Consider the following 16,454-nt stretch of genomic DNA (forward strand, 5'->3'; position numbering starts at 1 on the left):
TTTCTTCCACCTCAATTTTCCACCAGATTATCCGCTAATTGATGGATTGCTTCACGCAGACCATTGCGATACTTAATCTTTGACAGCGTCTGAACTTCCTCATCATGCGCTAAATTTTTGTAATCAACACTGGCCTTCGCAATGATATCACGAATCTGACCTGTATCATCTAAATCCTGCACGCCGTATCGATGATGGCTGAACAACGCCCGCATCCCGGCGCTTGTGATAATATCCACAATCCCCCATTTGATTCTGAAATCCAGGAGTGTTCGATCCAGACTGATACAGCTGGCTGCCTGTATCGTTTCCTCACTGCTGTTTAATCTTGCCGGATATCTGTAGCCAGAGCCTTTTGGAGGATAATATCCTTTTATAATGGCCGTTGCAGCGTTCATGATCTTCGCAGCATAATTTCGATCCTCCAGGCCATTAGCAAACTGATTGATTTTTTCTCTGGTCTCTCTGGCTTCTTCTGTCTGCTGCTCATGCACCTGATTTAACAGATCTTCAACCAGTTTTGTCAGATAATCATAATCTATTTTTACGTCTTTTACATGTGTCATTTTAAGTTCTATTTGGTACAACGGGACTTTTTTTTCTTTTGCGATATGCTGTTTCAGTTCATTGGTTAATACGGTTGTCAGCATTACTTCCTGCTCGCCCGTCATCCCAAGGGCCTCGACTAACTCATCCGGATCATCATAATTAAAGCCCACTTTAATTCCATCCACTTCCCCGGGATCATACTGTTTTAGTTTGGCCATACCAATGTTGTATTCTTTAAGCAATTCCATCATTTCTTCTTTACTTTTTTCAGATGGCGGCAGCTGCTGAAACGCGTTTGTCAAACCGCTTAACTGGTTCACCACCTTTTTCACTTCGGCAAAAACATCTTCAAAAGGCTTTGCGATAACGCCGTCTTTTTCGTTGGCTTTACGCTGTTCATCCTCAGATAAATTCGCCGATTCTTTATTGGCATAGACCGCCAGAGCCGCATTCATCAGTTTTTCATTCTGCGCGGGCCACCGATAATTTACAACACGTCCCCAGGGTTTTTCCTGCATATCCGCAATACGATTGGTTCTGGAATACGCTTGGATAAGTGATGCTCCCTTGAGTGTTCTGTCGACATAAAGCGTGTTGAGCTCCGGCGCGTCAAAGCCCGTCAACAGCTGATCGACAACGATGACGAGATCGAGAAAATTTTTATCCGCTGCCGTCTTGTTTAAACGGCTGATAATATCCTGCGTGTAACCTGACACATTATCCATTCCAAAGCTCGTATCAAACGCTTTATTGTAGGTTTGAATGGCCTCAAACAGTCCTTTGTTAGTTGAAAGCATGCTGTTATTATTGGAGTTGTTTTGACTGAAGGTCACTGCAACTTTTAAGGTTTGGCCGCCATTCTGTCTGTTTTGAGCATTCACACGTTGGAATTCATTGTAGTACATCATTGCCATCGGCGTACTCGCTTCTCCTCCCCCGACATGGGTTGTAAAAAGAGCATTGTACTTTCCTTCATTCGAGCGATTGCGCCAGTTCTTAAAGATGTCTTCAACGACCAAACGAATGTGTTCGGGGTTTTCATCATAAAAACTCGGTTCAACCGCATCATCCATATCCTCTCCGGTAAGATTTGCAATTTTTTCCTGTATCTGTTCATCAGACCACTTTGGGTGTCGGTTTTTATAGAACCTTGGTAAGTAGTCTGTCTTCATTTTTTCTTCGTCAATCGTTGTTTCAAAATCGACTTTAAATCCCAAAACATTTCGATCTGCAATGGCCTCACGAATTGTGTAAGCGTGAAGTAAAGGGCCAAAAATATCTTCTGTGCGCAATCCCATCTTTATCTCATCAAACTTTGGCGTTCCCGTATATCCCACCCAGGCAGATTTTCTAAAAGCCTTTTGAATTTTTGCAAAGCTCTCGCCCCCGGTTGAGCGGTGGGCTTCATCGACGATAAACACAATATTTTTGTCCGGCGCTTTAAAGTTTTTTCTTTTAACTAAATTTTCCAGTTTCTGCACAGAGGTGACAATGATATTGTTATCCTTTCTTTTTAACTTACGGCTCAACTCATTGGTATTCTTTGTATCTTCGATGCTTCCTATTTTATCGTCGTTGTCGATATCGCTGTCCGGATCATAGGCTCTGTAGTTCTCATTTGTCTGTGTCGTCAGGGCGATTCTGTCCACTAAAAAAACGACTTTATCAATTTTAGGCATACGGCTCGCCAGCCATGCAGTTTTAAAACTGGTAATGGTCTTACCAGAACCGGTCGTATGCCAGATATATCCTACCTTATTTGTTCCGAGTTCAAAATCAACCTTTTTCAGACTTTCAATCACTTTTTGTGTGGCAAATACCTGATAAGGGCGCATCACCTTAAGCATTTGCTTATTTTTTGTGCCGTCCAGAATCATGTAGTTTGTCGCCATTTGATGCGCCATTGGAATACTCAGCACCCCATCCGCAAACTCTTTCCAATGATGTACAATTCCATTGTCTTCTTTACGCTGCCAGTGAAAGGCGAAATCCTTGTTAAATTTCTCGGACGTTGTATTTGCCATGTATTTCACATTATTGGGCGTCATTGCGACCAAAATTTGTAACGTCGAGAAAATATCGCGGTATTGATTCTCATCAATGTACTGGTGCATTTGATTTAATGCTTCGTTGATGTCATGGGTATCGCTTTTTTCTTCTATTTGAATGATAGGCAACCCATTGATGAGCAGTGTGGTATCGAAACGGCGGGGCTTTTTTCCTGCAATCACTGCGGGACGATAGATTTGATTAACGACTTGATAAACCGTATCCCCCGCTCCAATCTGTTTTTGGTCAAACACTGTCAAAAACACATGGCGGCCGTCATCTAAATCAATTTCGATTTGTGATACGCCGTTGAGTCCATATAAAAACTGTCCTGCCTCATAGGGTGTCTTAATATCCGATATAATTTTCTTAACCTGATTAAATTCAACGCTGCTGAGAGGATGATCCAAGGTGTTATGGTTGTGTTGTTCCAAAATATCCTTGAAATTGTTCCAAAGTGCCTCTGTGGTTTTAATTGTCGGTTCATATTTCCATTGCTTGATTTTCACACCATAGCTCTCAACCGTTTCACGAACAAGTGTATTATCCTCCGATTGTGTTCCTACACCGCCTGTTAGATGCTGAATTAGCTGTGTTTCAAACTGATTTTCATTCATTTAGGTTGCCTCCTCCAATTTTTGCAATGTAATGGCTTTTTCAAATCTAATTGCACGCTCTTTGATCGCCGCCAGACGTAATTGTTTAAAGTAAATATCCCCAATAATTTTTTGTCTGTCGAGTGATGGGAAAGCTGGTATCTCAAGTTCTTTTACTTGTTTTACAGTGTATTTTAAAACCTGAGATCCCTGCATCCCTCGCGCAAATTGTTTTCTGACCGCTTTATTTTCGTTCAATAAATAAACCAAATATTGGGGATCGATATCTTCACCAGGAACTAGCTTGACATAATTTTGTGTGTACAGGTATCCTTCATGTTCTTCTCTAACTATTGAAGCTTCACCCGATATTAAACTGAACAGCACGTCTGAAGCCATAAGCGTATTGACTTCATCCCATGTACGTATCATTTTATTATCATTACCGTCCGAACGAATACCAGTTAAATCCTCTGATAAATTCACCTGACTATAAACCAGGTACATAGGTGTACGTTCATCAAAACTCTCATTAATCCTGAATTGTGGCGTGCCGCTTACGAATCGAACAATTTTATGCATCATCATTTTAGTGCCTTCCAAAAATTACATTTTATCTTAGTTCTATTCTATCATCTCACTTTCAATTCGTCAATCTTTTTGTGCTTTTTTCAAATTACAATAAAAAAATGACAGGTTTCAATGGTTGAACACCTATCATTTTTAATCATCGACTTAACCATATATCGAAAGTTAAAACCAATATATGCAATATCGCTCTAAACTCTATATACTTATTTTAAGACCTATTATTAATTTTCCATATGCCACGTGAGCTAACTTTTGCTGACTCCATCTTCCCTAATTTCCGTAACTCCGTTGCAGCCCATCTAATGTCATACTGCCATGTATAAAATAAATTTTCAGAATGTTCTAACTGTGTTTGGTAGTGTTCCCAAATATATTTACATACACTTACAATATCAGCCTTTCCTCCTAATTGATCCAAGGTATCGTACAATATATTTGGCAAATCATTTCTATTCATTACTTTCACCTCATTAATACTATATTTCTAAAACTTCTGCATAACATATTGCCAGCCTCTCTCCTGTTGATAGCAAAAACATCATCACCGTAAGAACACTTATTTTTGTTTGAGATAACAGACCGTCTCCACATGCCCCCCATGAGGAAACATATCCACACAGCAGACCTTCTTCACCGCATACCCTGCTTCTTTAAAAAACGGCAGATCCCGCGCCAGGGAGGTGGCTTTGCAGGACACGTAGATAAAGGTGTCCGGTTTAAAGTCGATAATTTTAAAGATCGCTTTGGGGTGGATGCCATCCCTCGGGGGGTCGAGGATGATGATATCGGGATTGTCAGGAAGCTCGGCGACTTTTTCCATGACATCGCCGGCGATAAACTCGCAGTTGCGCAGGCCGTTGGCTTCGGCGTTGACCCTGGCGGCTTCGACGGCTTCCTCAATGAGCTCGATACCGATGACTTTTTTCGCCACCGGGGCCAGTACCTGGGCAATGGTGCCGGTACCGCAGTACAAATCAAAAATGATTTTATCCTGGCGGTCACCGACGTAATCGCGGACAACAGAATACAGCTTTTCTGCGCCCAATGTATTTGTCTGGAAAAAAGAGAAGGTCCAGATTTCAAATTCCAGACCTAAAATTTTATCATGGATACAGTCCTCACCGTACAGGATATGCAGGTCATCTTTTTTCACCACATCGGCCACGCCGTCGTTGATGGTATGGAGGATACCCTTAATTTCGCCGGACAACCCGAGCTTCAGGAGCAGCTCGATAAAAGCTGCATTGTCCAGTTCTGCCTGAGTGGTTGTGACCAGATTGATGAGGATTTCTCCAGTCTGCTTGCCTTTGCGGATAACTAGATGGCGCAGGAATCCTTCATGGCTGCGCTTGTGAAAATAGGTCACGTCCTTTTCTTCAAAATAACTGAGGACAGCTTTCTGGATAATGTTAAAGTCCTCATCGGTCAGGCGGCAGCAGTTGGTTTTGACAATGTTGTAAAAGCTGCCGCGCTCGTGCATGCCCAGAAGCAGTGGACCATCCTTCACATCGTCGCCGAAAGAATACTCCATTTTATTGCGATACTCAAACACCTCCGGGCTGGGGATAATCCCTCCAAACTCAAAGCCGTCGATTCCAGCTTTATCCAGCAGGTTTAAAACGTAATCGGCCTTTAGATTGAGCTGTTTTTCGTAGGGCAGGCTCTGGTAGGTACAGCCACCGCATTTGCCAAAGGCCGGGCACCTCGCCGGAATCTCTAAAGGAGACGCCTCCAGAATTTCCAGAGGCTGTCCTTCAATTTTCTTACTGCGTTTTTTGGTAATTCGGGTTTTAATGAGCTGCCCGGGAATGCCATTTTTGACCACAACCTTTTTTGCGCCGCTCTCTTCCTCCACCATTCCCCAGGATTTTCCTGGAAATTCAATGCCTTCTATTCTAATATCGATAATATCGCCTTTTTTCATTGGTTCCTCTTTCTCGTGTTTAAATATATTGATAATTTATTGTATCATCTTTGGTTAAAAAAAGAAACGCCACGGCTATATTAAGACAGACAAAACAGATAATATGGTGTTAAGATAAAAAACCCGGAGGATATCAATGTACCCTCCGGGTTTTTTATTCGTATAATTCCTTCTTCATAATCAACAGTTTACGGATACCTGCTATGCGCAGCAGAAGATTGGCCTGTATTTCAGTGGTCTTAAAGCCCAGATGACGGTACAGGCGGATGGCATTTCCGTTGTCGCCGATCACGTCCAGGCTCAAGCTGGTAACACCGATATTTTCAGCCACATAATTGATCATTTTTGTGGCAATGCCCTGTCCTCTGCAGACCGGGTCGGTGGCCAGAAAGTCGATGTAGCCCTCGTCATCCCTTTTTACAGCGGGCTTTCCAATGATAAACATAAGCTGCGTCTTGATGACTCGGCTCTTTACAGGCCCGAATAACCGGGATGCCCCGCTTCTTTTTATATCGAAGGCACGGCGTTTGTTATCGGAGTAGGCCAGCAGGCCCACGACTTTTTCGCCGTCAAGACAGACATAGGCCATATCATTTCGCAGCGCCGGCTCAAAGAGCTGAAACAGCACTTCCTTATCGGCCGAAATAGATTTGATCATATCGTAAAAGCCCTCGACAAACAAATGGACCGCCTGGTGCCGGAAGTCAGACTCCAGTGTATTGAGTTTGGTAATTTTATAATCCTTCTTCATGATTTCCTCCCAGTGTTATTACAATGATTATACCCCGCTTCGCTTAAAGAAAAATCAGGACGTTAAAAAAGACCTGCTCTCGCAGATCCTTTTCCTTTTATAACGAATTGCCGTCTTCAATACTGATTTCATTAAATTTATCGGTCAGGTCTCTGACCACCAGGGCGTCCTTCACGTCGTCAGATTTATCAATCACGATATTACCGCGGTGCATCATGACCAGCCGGTCGCCGTAGTTGATGGCAAACTTGAGATTATGCGTAACCATGAGGGTGGTCAGGTTTTTTTCGCGTATCAGCTTTTCGGTGAGCTCCATGACGTTTTCGCTGGATTTTGGGTCAAGAGCAGCGGTATGCTCGTCAAGAATGAGCAGATCGATGGGCGTCATGGTGGAGATGAGCAGCGCCAGGGCCTGACGCTGGCCGCCGGACAGACTGCCAACCTGCAGATCAATTTTATCCTCAAGCCCCAGCTTTAAAAGCTCCAGCTGGCTTTTATAAAAATCAATGCGCTTTTTATTAACGCCAATGCCCAGTCCATAGGGCTTGCCTTTCCGGTCTGCCAGGGCCATGTTTTCAAGGATAGTCATACTGGGACAGGTACCTAGAGAAGGATCCTGGAACACACGGCCGATAAAGGCTGAGTGCTGGTATTCCTTGAGCCCGGTAATATCCTTGCCGCCGACATAAACCTTTCCCTGATCTACAGGCAGGCTGCCGCAGAGCAGGTTTAAAATGGTCGTTTTTCCAGAGCCGTTACTCCCGATGACAGAAACGAAGCGTCCCTTTTCAATATTCAGATTAAAGTCCTGAAACAACACCACCTCATTGACAGAATCCGGATTGAAGGTTTTATAAATATGTTCCATACGGACAAGGGGTTCATTATTCTGCATGGTTTTTCTTTCTCCTTTCCGGGAAAAGCTTGCCGCCTACCAGAGCAATCGTGAATATAATGGCCATGAGCAGCTTGAGGTAGTTTGTCGGCAGGCCGATCTGCATGGCGATGGCCAGGCAGGCCTTGTAGATGATGGCTCCGAAGATCACTGCAAGGGTCGGTTTTACAAAGGATACCCGCTTGAACAGGTTCATCCCAATGATGACTGAAGCCAGCGCCATAACGACCATCCCTGTCCCTACCGCCACGTTGGCGGATTCGGTCTGCTGTGCCAGAATACAGCCAGACAGGGCGGTACATCCGTTGCCGATGGCCAGACCGATGATTTTCATCTTTCCGGGATCACGCCCCTGTGAGACAACATACTGCGGGTTATCCCCGGACGCGCGGAGCAGCATGCCGGACTGGGTTTTTAAATACAGATCGATGAGCAGCTTGACCACAATACAGATCACTGCCACCATGATCACAAGACCGTAGCCTGGGGGCAGAATGGTCGCCAGCCCGGTGTTAAAAATGGTGGGCATGTTGTAAAAGGGCAGCACTGCGCTGCCGCCGGTCAGGGCCAGGTTAATACTGTACAGCCCCGTCATCACAAGAATCCCGGAGAGCAGGTCGGTGATACCGAGCTTCACATGGAGAAATCCGGTAATACAGCCAGCGGCCGCCCCCACGATAAAGGCCGCGACGCACGCGAGCCATGGATTAACCCCGGCGGTAATCAGCATAGCGGTGAGACACATCCCAAGCGGGAAGGTTCCGTCGACTGAAAGATCGGGAAAATCCAGAACAGAATAGGTAATATACACCCCGACGGCCATAATCCCATAGATAAAGCCTTCCTCGAGGACGTTGATTACCAAGCCACCTATAATATCCATTTAACATAGTCCTTTCATTGATTAACTGAAACGTACAAAACAGAGGCCGCCGCCCGGGCGCCTCTGCCTGATTTTATCTGGGAACCGGATTCGATTCTTCCTTATTTGGAAACTGCGGTCGCTGTGCTTAAATCCTGCGGCAGTGTTAAGCCCAGGGTTTCCATGACTTCCTTATTATAAACCGGTGAGCTTTCAGTCACTTCCTGAACGGCCATATCCGCGGCCTTTTCTTCACCCTTTAAGATTTTAGCGGCCATTTCGCCGGTCTGTTTTCCAAGGGCGACATAGTCGATGCTCTGAGATGCCAGACAGCCGTTTTTAACCTGTTCCTCCTCTGAACCAAACACTGGAATTTTCGCGTCGTTAGCGGCTTTTAACACTGTGCTCAGATTATCCACGACGTTATTGTCGGTAAAGTTGTTAATGCAGTTGACACCCTTTGATACCAGTGTCTGCGCGCCTGCGGCAACCTCTGAAGCGTTGGTCACGCCCACAGCCTCTACCTCAAAGCCATAGTTTGGAGCAATCTGTTTGAACTTTTCCAGATGCGATACGGAGTTCGGCTCACTGGTGGTGTACAGGATACCGATTTTCTTAGCGTCTGGCAGGAAGGAACGGATCATTTTAATCTGGGCTTCCAGAGGCAGCACATCGGCTGTACCGGTGCAATTGTCGCCTGGTTTTTCCATGGACTGAACGATCTTAGCAGATACCGGGTCGGATACTGCGGTAAAGACCACAGGAATATCGCCGCCTTTCGTGGCTGCATAGGCAGACATCGCTGCTGGTGTGGCGATACCGGCGATCAGGTTGTATTTTTTTGACACCATGTTTTTTGCGGCCATATCGGCATTGGCGACATCGCCCTGGGCGTTCTGGAACTCGATGGTCAGATTCTCGCCTTCCTTAAAGCCGCCGGCTTCCAATCCCTGTTTAAAGCCCTCGTAGCAATTATCAAGAGACGGATGTGTCGCGTACTGAATGACTCCGACCGTGACCTTGCCGTCGTCTGACGCGCTGCCGCCGTTACTGCTGCATCCCGCTGTAAAACCTGCTACCATCGCGACACTTACCACACCAACCAATACTCTTTTAAATAATTTATTCATTTCATTTTCCTCTTTCTGTTTTAATATTTAAATGCTGAATTTCCGTTTCTCATTTTATCTATATTATCGTTCCACCAGCCAATCATATGACATCAACTCCTTTTTATGGATCATATTTTGCTACCGTTCGTCCGCGAACGCGCACTACTCACTGCCAATTCCATAGAACTTGGACAAAACATCAAAAAAAGCCTGCCCCTTACACAAGGGACAAGCTTCATAAGCCTGCGGTACCACCCAAATTGACGATAAATCGCCCACTCAAGTTCGTATACTAACATACACGCTCCCTTTATAACGGGTGGAGATCCCGTCAGAGATACTTGGCAATCTGCCTTTTGCTCTGCCCTCATAAGCCCATTCAACCGACCGCATCTCACCGCTTTTCCACCGTCCGCGGCTCTCTATCCAGATGACATGCCTGTTTACTTACTCTTAATCACAGGTTTAATTTATATTATGTTTCGTATTATAAGCTTGCCTGTGTCTTTTGTCAAGCCTTAAATTTTTTACCCTTCCAGAATAATAATAAACATCCCGGCCCCAAAACTTGCGCTTCGCTGCACTTGCCTCTATAATAAAATCAGAAAGGCAGAACCTCAAATGATTATTCGAAACGCATGGGTTTACACTCCCGACCATCACTTTACACAAAAAGACCTTATTTTTGACGGCCCCTATATCCGCACACAGACCGCTAACCCGGCCGAAATAGACGCCTCTGGCCTATACGCCATTCCCGGCCTCATCGATATTCATCTACACGGCTGTATGGGCCATGACTTCTGTGACGCTGCCGCGGATACCCTTAATGCCATGGCCGCTTATCAGGCACGCAACGGCGTAACAGGCTTTATCCCCGCCTCTATGGCCTTTTCTGAGAAAAAGCTGTCCGGCATTTTCAAAAACGCCGCCCGCCGGCCACAGGAGACCGGCGCCATGCTTTTGGGCGTCAATATGGAAGGGCCTTTTCTTTCCGAAGCAAAGAAAGGCGCGCAAAACGGGCGCTACCTTGTCCCACCAGACATTTCGATGTTCCGTCGGCTGAACGCTGTTTCAGACGGCCTTATCAAGCTGGTTACCCTGGCGCCTGAACTCGCCGGCGCCGCTGAGTTCATCACTGCCCTGAAAGATGAAACCGTCATCTCGCTCGGCCACACCGAAGCCTGTTTTGAGACTGCCGCCCAGGCTTTTACGCTGGGCGCTTCCCATGTGACGCACCTGTTCAATGCCATGCCGCCCTTTAACCACCGGGAGCCAGGGCTCATCGGCGCTGCCTTTGACCATCCCAGCGTCACAGCTGAGCTCATCTGCGACGGTGTCCACGTCGCTCCGGCCATGATCCGCGCGGCTTTTAAACTTTTCTCAGCCGGGCGCATTGTTTTCATCAGCGACAGTATGCGGGCTGCAGGACTGGGAGACGGCGAGTATACCCTTGGCGGCCAGACTGTGCAGGTCTGCGGAAACCGGGCAACTCTCGCGGACGGCACTTTGGCGGGCTCAGTCACCAATCTGATGGACTGCCTGAGAAATGCCGTAGCTTTTGGCATTCCCCTGACGGACGCAGTTCAGGCTGCTGCTGTCAATCCGGCGCGGGTCATCGGCGAGTCTGACCGCCTGGGCAGTCTGGAACCCGGCAAGCTTGCCAATGTGGTACTGCTTGATAAGCGCCTGAATGTTGTGAAAATTTTTATTAAAGGAATTGCCGTTTCCTGAAAAAGCCCCGGTCAAAACTGCCTAAGCAGCATTGACCGGGGCTTCTGTTTTTATCCCTTTATTCCGCTGAATAATAATTCAGTTTATCCCTGAGCTCGGACTCTGGTCTCAAACCAACCAGAGTTTCCACAACCTCGCCATCCTTGAACAGCTTCATGGTCGGGACGCTCATCACACGGTATTCTGTGGCTAAAGCGCTGTTTTCATCGATATCGACCTTGACGATCTTCACCTTGCCGCTCATTTCTTCAGACAGCTTGTCCACAATGGGTGTTAAAGCCTTGCAGGGGCCGCACCAGGTCGCGAAAAAGTCGACCAGGACAACACCCTTATGATCTAAAACTTCACTTTTAAACTCACTTGAATTTACTTTCTTTGCCATTTTAATGCCTCCTATAAATTTTTAATCTGCTGTGCCAGCGCATCCAGCTCTGCGACAGCTTTTTTATTTTCAAGTGCCGGTGTCTCATCGGTGTGGGAAATCTCCACAAAGCCCATGGGTACGGCGTTCAGATTTTTCAAATACCATTCCAGCGTGTACTCCATGCCCTTGAACTGGTGTCCGTAGGCAGGGGCGCCGCCCACTCCGATAAAAATGATTTTCTTATTCGGAATATGAGAATGATCCTCCAGATTGTAAATCATCTGGGTACGGTCAATAACGGTTTTCAGTTTGGAAGGAAACGCGGTAAAGTACACAGGGCTCGCAATGACCAGAAGGTCGCAGTCCATAAAATCCTCATAGATCCATGTCATATCATCGTCCCTGATCACGCACTCTCCCTGATGAGGAATACAGTAGTCACAGCCCTTGCAGTGCTCCACGTGCACCTTGTTTACGTTGATGAGGCGCAGCTCATTATCCTCCCGGATCTGTTCCAGAAAATAATTCAGTATTTTATTGGTATGGCCATTATTCCGATGGCTTCCCATAATTGCGGTAATTTTCATCCTTCTCTCCTCGTCCTGTTGGTAACTCTATCCTAAACCCTTTAACAGAAAATGTCAATATGACTTCCCGCTTCGGTTTTTTCCACAATAATCTTAGTATCAATGCGGTCCTTCAGCTCCTCAACGTGAGAGATGATGCCCACTGTGCGGCCGTCATTTTTGATGGCCAGCAGACAGCTGATGGCATTATCAAGGGCTTCTGGATCCAGGGTCGCAAAACCTTCATCAATAAAAATGGTATCCAGTGAAATGCCGCCCGCGTAGGACTGGACAATATCTGAAAGTCCGAGAGCCATGGAAAGCGCCGCCATAAAGGTTTCTCCGCCCGACAGGGTGTTCGCACTGCGGCGCAGCCCTGTATAGGCGTCAACCACCTCGATCTCCAGGCCGCGGTTGCCGGATTGTCTGAAGTCACCCATGACCTCCAGCCGATAACGTCCTGAGGACATTCTTTCCAGAAAAACATTGGCGCTTTCCAGAATATCCTGTAAATATGCGGACAGGATATACCGCTCAAAGCTGATCTTTGGCTTTCCGGCCAGGGTACCCTTGATGGTCTGGTCCAGATGGGTGTAAATTCCCTGAAGGCGCTCGACCTCTTTTAATTCCTGTACCAGCCCTTCGATTTTCCCGATCTGCTGGCGGTTCTGGGCGATCTTTTCATTCAGAAGCGTTATCTCCCGGCGGTAGCCTTCGATCTGCGCTTCCAGTGTCTGCTGGCTTTCACGGTAACGCGTAAGCTCAACAGGGTTCTTATCCCTGAGCCCGTCCTCAAGCTCCCGCACCCTTTCGGCCGTGCTTTTGAGGTTAAACCGGTATTGCGTGAGCTCCTCTTCCATGGTCTGGATCGCTTCATCGCTCATGCTATGGCAGCCTGCATAGGTTTCCGGCGTAAGTCCTGCATCTCTGAGGGCTCTGCTGTAATCTTCGTTCAGCTTGCTTTCTTCCTCGGCTGCCTTTTCCAAAACCTGACTGCCGCTTTTATAGTTGGCTGCCTGTACGGCCTCCTCCTGCAGCAGTTTCTGGTGCTTTGCCTGAATGTTATCTTTATACCCCTTCTTTTCAGCGATTAACGCGCTGGTATTGCGCTCAAAGCTTTCAACTTTTTTTAAAAAAGCCTTTGGGTTCTCCATTTCTGGCGGAAATTTTAAAATCTCTGCCAGGTTCTTGATCTGTTCCTCCATCTGGGAGAGCTGCCCGCGCAGCAGTCCGGCTTCTTCTCTGGCTTCTTTCAGCTGTCCCTCCAATGCCCCGTAGCTTTCCAGCTGAGTTTTCAGCTTTTTTGCCACGGATTCCAATCCTCCTTTTTCCTTCTGCTTAGCCTTCAGCTGCTTTTCAGCGCTCTGGCACCTGGCGTGCAGGACTTCAAAGCTCTCTTCCAGATTTTTTTGCAGGGCGCTCACTGCCGCTTTGTCTGGAAGTACATTATCCGCGGTATCCATCATTTCCGCAAGGCGTCCTGAGAGCTCTGTCTGGCGCGTTTCGATTTCTCTGCGCTGCAGGGTGCCTTCATTCTTCAGGGAGCCGCTTTTAATCTTCAGGGCATTCAAAGCCTCTGTCGTCTCTGCCAGGGATGACTCCTCCACAGGCTCATGGGCCTCGGCCTTCTGGGGATGGTGAACGCTGCCGCACACCGGGCAGGGCTGACCCTCCTCAAGCCCTGCGGCCAGTCCCGCGGCTGTTTGCTGCTGCTGTTTCTCAATTAAAGCCTGATACGCAGCCTCCTCCGCCTTGATACGGTTCTGGTTTTCTTTCCATTCTTTTCTCAGAGCTGTAATCCGGCGCTCGCGATTTTCAATAACACCATAAATTTCCAGCGCCTCCTCCACCCGCTTCTGCCGGCTTGTCAGGTTTTCAAGCTCATGGCCGCTTCGCTGAAAGGCTTTTTCCAGCTCGAATATTTCCTTATCCAGAGTGTAGCTCTCGTGCTCCAGCTTTTTCAAAGACTCACTGTCCTCCTGCTGGCGTTTTCCCTTTTCCTCAAGCTGCGAAAGCTCTCCGCTTCGCTTTTGCAATCCCGCATGCTTTTCCTCAAAGACACGCAAACTTTCAGACAGCCTTTTTTCAATATCCAACTTTTCCTGAAGCTGCTCAATAACCGTGATGTATGATGGCGCGCTGACAGCCTCGTATTCTGCTTGCGACTTTTCAAGGGCTTTCTGGCAATCCTCCAGCTGCTTTTTAATAATGGTCAGCTCTGCGGCAGCCCCTTCTTTTTTACGGTAGGCCCGGGCCCAGGCTTCCTCATAGGGCTTGACCAAAAGCGCTTTCTTCGACAGAGCCAGCATCTCCTCTTTTTCCCGGACTGCTTGCCGCTCATTCTCCAGTTTCACCAGCCTTTTTTTCTGGTTTTCCAGCTGCTCAAACTGGATGTTAATCTGTTCACCAGCGGCAAGAGTAATGCGCAGCTGCTCCAGCGACTGGACCGCCTCTTTCTCCTGTCCTGTCAGAACACCAATTTCAGACGCATCGGCCTCGATTTCCTTCCGGGTTAAATCCAGTACATAATCCATGGTTTTATCATTCTGCGTCAAGGTATCCGCCAGCGCGGAGCCCCCACTGCATTTGATGTGCTGGCGCTCTGTCTCCATCTCAACACTCAGGTCATTATGGCGTCCTCTTATTTCGCGCAGTCCTGAGGCTACCTTATCCTTGAGGGTGTTGTACAAATCCATTCGGAAAATACTTTTTAAGAGCTCAACCCGCTCTTCTTCTCTGGCTTTCAGAAGACGGCTGAACTCTCCCTGGGGCAGCATGACGATCTGGCGGAACTGGTTGGCGTTAATACCGAGGATCTCCTGAACCTTTTCTCCCACCTCTGCCACTGAAGCGGAGATCAGTTTTTCCTCACCGCCTGCTATCTCGTACAGCACAGCCTCGTGCTTTTGCCGGGCCGTACCCTGGCCGCGTTCTTTTTTCCGATCCTGTTCAGGGATTCGCTTAATGCGGTAGGTCTTTTCCCGCAGCTCAAAGGTAAAATCCACCCACATCATCTCCAGCGGGTCGCCAAACTGGCTTTTCATCTCTCTTGACTGGCGAAAGGTGTTGCTGCCCTCGCCGTACAGTGCGTAGCACAGCCCGTCAAAAATAGTGGTTTTTCCGCTGCCGGTGGGGCCGGTAATCAGGAAAAGCTCTTTGTCCAGCCTCGTGAAATCAATTTGCTCCTCCATAAAAGGACCAAAATGGTGCATATAAAGGGCAATGGGTTTCATTTCTCTTCCTCCATAGTGGTTTCAAGCAGCTCCGTTATCACTGCCTGCTCATCTGCCTGCATAGCCTCGCCGTTGACAAAGGTATAAAAATCCTCAAACAGCTTCAGCGGGTCCTGTATCCGCTCCTTGATACGGCGGCTGCTTTTCTGTGCTTCGGTTTTCTCCCGTTTTTCGTAAGCCATCTCCAGCACATTCGGGTAAACCCTGCGAAGCTTGTCCATGGGATTTACCAGCCGCTCCTGATCCTCCAGAATTACCTTCAGATAATCCTCTCTGCCCTCAGCCTCGTAAGCCTCAAGAGCGGTCAGCCCTTCAAGCTCCCCATGGATAACGCGCAGGTCGCGCAGCGGTTTAAAGCTTACCGGTTCCAAAGCCAGAGCACCCTTTTCACCAAGCTCCACCAGTGTCACAGATTTTTTCTGATTCCATTCCGAAAAAGAATATTTTAGCAGAGAGCCGGAATAGCGCACCTTATCCCACAGCACCTTCTGCGGCCTGTGCAGATGGCCCAGTGCCACGTAGTCAAAGGCTTCAAAATGCTCGGCACAGGCGTACTCAATGCCCCCGATCTCAATGGGTCTGACCGAATCATCAATGGTCTGAATATCTGCCATATTGCCTAAAATCAAGCCGTGAGAGACCAAAACGTTGCGTCTGGACATATCCATCCGCTCTGTGATCTCATCGGTAATCTCCCGGTACATCTCATCATAGCTTATGGTCTTTTCAAGCTTCATCAGGCTCCGGTATTCCACAGGCTTAATAAAAGGCACTGTCCAGAAGCAGACCTCGCCCCATTCATCGTTTAGTATCACAGGTTCCTGCCCTGGCAGGTAATTGCCCGCGATATGAAGGCCCTGCTTTTCAAGAATGCCGCCATTCATGGCCAGCCGCTCCCGGCCGTCGTGGTTACCGCCGATGAGCAGCACAGGGATTTTCAGATTGAGAATAATTTCCGAGAGCACTGTATCCACCAGCCCCAGAGCTTCCTTGGAAGGAACCGACCGGTCATAGATATCGCCGGCGACTAAAAGGATATCCGGCCGCTCCCGGTCAAGCCAGGCAAGCAGCTGTGTGAGTACAGCCTCCTGATCCTCCAGCAGGCTTTTTTCATTAAGTGTCCGGCCTATATGCCAGTCTGAGGTGTGTAATATTTTCATGATCGTTCTCCTTTATGACAAGTATAGCGGATTCTTACAAAAAACACAAAAGCCGGAGTACGAATACT

13 protein-coding genes and 1 other annotated feature are annotated in these 16,454 nt (G+C 47.5%); of the genes, 1 reads left to right on the forward strand and 12 read right to left on the reverse strand.

What is annotated here, in order from left to right; genetic code table 11:
- Positions 1–11 precede the first annotated feature (11 nt).
- The 8 genes from CPZ25_RS12810 to CPZ25_RS12845 all read right to left on the reverse strand — a co-directional run bounded on the left by CPZ25_RS12810 (position 12) and on the right by CPZ25_RS12845 (position 9,347).
- A complete protein-coding gene (locus CPZ25_RS12810; protein WP_096918771.1) occupies positions 12–3,215 on the reverse strand; it encodes a type I restriction endonuclease subunit R in 3,204 nt (1,067 codons plus the stop codon).
- Positions 3,216–3,782, reverse strand: coding sequence for a restriction endonuclease subunit S (locus tag CPZ25_RS12815; RefSeq protein WP_096918772.1), 567 nt, complete (start codon positions 3,780–3,782; stop codon positions 3,216–3,218). It lies immediately after the preceding gene.
- Positions 3,783–3,993: 211 nt separating this feature from the next.
- On the reverse strand, positions 3,994–4,242 hold the full coding sequence (locus CPZ25_RS12820; RefSeq protein WP_096918773.1) for a hypothetical protein: 249 nt from the start codon (positions 4,240–4,242) through the stop codon (positions 3,994–3,996).
- Between the two features lie 99 nt (positions 4,243–4,341).
- The gene (rlmD, locus tag CPZ25_RS12825) at positions 4,342–5,709 is read right to left on the reverse strand and encodes a 23S rRNA (uracil(1939)-C(5))-methyltransferase RlmD (RefSeq protein WP_096918774.1); all 1,368 of its coding nucleotides are present in this window, start codon (positions 5,707–5,709) and stop codon (positions 4,342–4,344) included.
- Between the two features lie 154 nt (positions 5,710–5,863).
- Entirely contained in the window at positions 5,864–6,460 is a 597-nt protein-coding gene (locus CPZ25_RS12830) for a GNAT family N-acetyltransferase (RefSeq protein ID WP_096918775.1), read from the reverse strand.
- 97 nt (positions 6,461–6,557) lie between these two features.
- Positions 6,558–7,355: an ABC transporter ATP-binding protein gene (locus CPZ25_RS12835; protein WP_096918776.1), complete on the reverse strand. Its 798-nt coding sequence runs from the start codon at positions 7,353–7,355 to the stop codon at positions 6,558–6,560.
- Positions 7,345–8,238, reverse strand: a complete 894-nt coding sequence (locus CPZ25_RS12840) for an ABC transporter permease (RefSeq protein ID WP_096918777.1) — start codon at positions 8,236–8,238, stop codon at positions 7,345–7,347. Before CPZ25_RS12840 ends, CPZ25_RS12835 begins: the two co-directional genes overlap by 11 nt.
- A 101-nt stretch (positions 8,239–8,339) precedes the next feature.
- On the reverse strand, positions 8,340–9,347 hold the full coding sequence (locus tag CPZ25_RS12845; RefSeq protein ID WP_096918778.1) for an ABC transporter substrate-binding protein: 1,008 nt from the start codon (positions 9,345–9,347) through the stop codon (positions 8,340–8,342).
- A 203-nt stretch (positions 9,348–9,550) separates the two neighbouring features.
- Positions 9,551–9,799: a binding site (T-box leader), on the reverse strand.
- 151 nt (positions 9,800–9,950) lie between these two features.
- Here CPZ25_RS12845 and nagA point away from each other — a divergent pair.
- Positions 9,951–11,063: an N-acetylglucosamine-6-phosphate deacetylase gene (nagA, locus tag CPZ25_RS12850; RefSeq protein WP_096918779.1), complete on the forward strand. Its 1,113-nt coding sequence runs from the start codon at positions 9,951–9,953 to the stop codon at positions 11,061–11,063.
- A 58-nt stretch (positions 11,064–11,121) separates the two neighbouring features.
- Here the strand turns inward: nagA and trxA are convergent, their stop codons facing one another.
- The 4 genes from trxA to CPZ25_RS12870 are packed head-to-tail and all read right to left on the reverse strand — an operon-like array spanning position 11,122 to position 16,386.
- The gene (gene trxA / locus CPZ25_RS12855) at positions 11,122–11,445 is read right to left on the reverse strand and encodes a thioredoxin (protein ID WP_058696259.1); all 324 of its coding nucleotides are present in this window, start codon (positions 11,443–11,445) and stop codon (positions 11,122–11,124) included.
- Between the two features lie 11 nt (positions 11,446–11,456).
- The gene (locus CPZ25_RS12860; RefSeq protein WP_058696260.1) at positions 11,457–12,014 is read right to left on the reverse strand and encodes a flavodoxin family protein; all 558 of its coding nucleotides are present in this window, start codon (positions 12,012–12,014) and stop codon (positions 11,457–11,459) included.
- Positions 12,015–12,055: 41 nt separating this feature from the next.
- Positions 12,056–15,226: an AAA family ATPase gene (locus CPZ25_RS12865; protein WP_096918780.1), complete on the reverse strand. Its 3,171-nt coding sequence runs from the start codon at positions 15,224–15,226 to the stop codon at positions 12,056–12,058.
- Positions 15,223–16,386, reverse strand: a complete 1,164-nt coding sequence (locus CPZ25_RS12870; protein ID WP_074616423.1) for an exonuclease SbcCD subunit D — start codon at positions 16,384–16,386, stop codon at positions 15,223–15,225. Before CPZ25_RS12870 ends, CPZ25_RS12865 begins: the two co-directional genes overlap by 4 nt.
- Positions 16,387–16,454: the final 68 nt, after the last annotated feature.

It is taken from the genome of Eubacterium maltosivorans, from assembly GCF_002441855.2.
Lineage (GTDB): Bacteria > Bacillota > Clostridia > Eubacteriales > Eubacteriaceae > Eubacterium > Eubacterium maltosivorans.

Coding starts and splice junctions, on each gene's coding strand:
- CPZ25_RS12810 (WP_096918771.1), bottom strand. CDS start 3,215: ATGAATGAAAATCAGTTTGAAACACAGCTAATTCAGCATCTAACAGGC.
- CPZ25_RS12815 (WP_096918772.1), bottom strand. CDS start 3,782: ATGATGATGCATAAAATTGTTCGATTCGTAAGCGGCACGCCACAATTC.
- CPZ25_RS12820 (WP_096918773.1), bottom strand. CDS start 4,242: ATGAATAGAAATGATTTGCCAAATATATTGTACGATACCTTGGATCAA.
- rlmD (WP_096918774.1), bottom strand. CDS start 5,709: ATGAAAAAAGGCGATATTATCGATATTAGAATAGAAGGCATTGAATTT.
- CPZ25_RS12830 (WP_096918775.1), bottom strand. CDS start 6,460: ATGAAGAAGGATTATAAAATTACCAAACTCAATACACTGGAGTCTGAC.
- CPZ25_RS12835 (WP_096918776.1), bottom strand. CDS start 7,355: ATGCAGAATAATGAACCCCTTGTCCGTATGGAACATATTTATAAAACC.
- CPZ25_RS12840 (WP_096918777.1), bottom strand. CDS start 8,238: ATGGATATTATAGGTGGCTTGGTAATCAACGTCCTCGAGGAAGGCTTT.
- CPZ25_RS12845 (WP_096918778.1), bottom strand. CDS start 9,347: ATGAATAAATTATTTAAAAGAGTATTGGTTGGTGTGGTAAGTGTCGCG.
- nagA (WP_096918779.1), top strand. CDS start 9,951: ATGATTATTCGAAACGCATGGGTTTACACTCCCGACCATCACTTTACA.
- trxA (WP_058696259.1), bottom strand. CDS start 11,445: ATGGCAAAGAAAGTAAATTCAAGTGAGTTTAAAAGTGAAGTTTTAGAT.
- CPZ25_RS12860 (WP_058696260.1), bottom strand. CDS start 12,014: ATGAAAATTACCGCAATTATGGGAAGCCATCGGAATAATGGCCATACC.
- CPZ25_RS12865 (WP_096918780.1), bottom strand. CDS start 15,226: ATGAAACCCATTGCCCTTTATATGCACCATTTTGGTCCTTTTATGGAG.
- CPZ25_RS12870 (WP_074616423.1), bottom strand. CDS start 16,386: ATGAAAATATTACACACCTCAGACTGGCATATAGGCCGGACACTTAAT.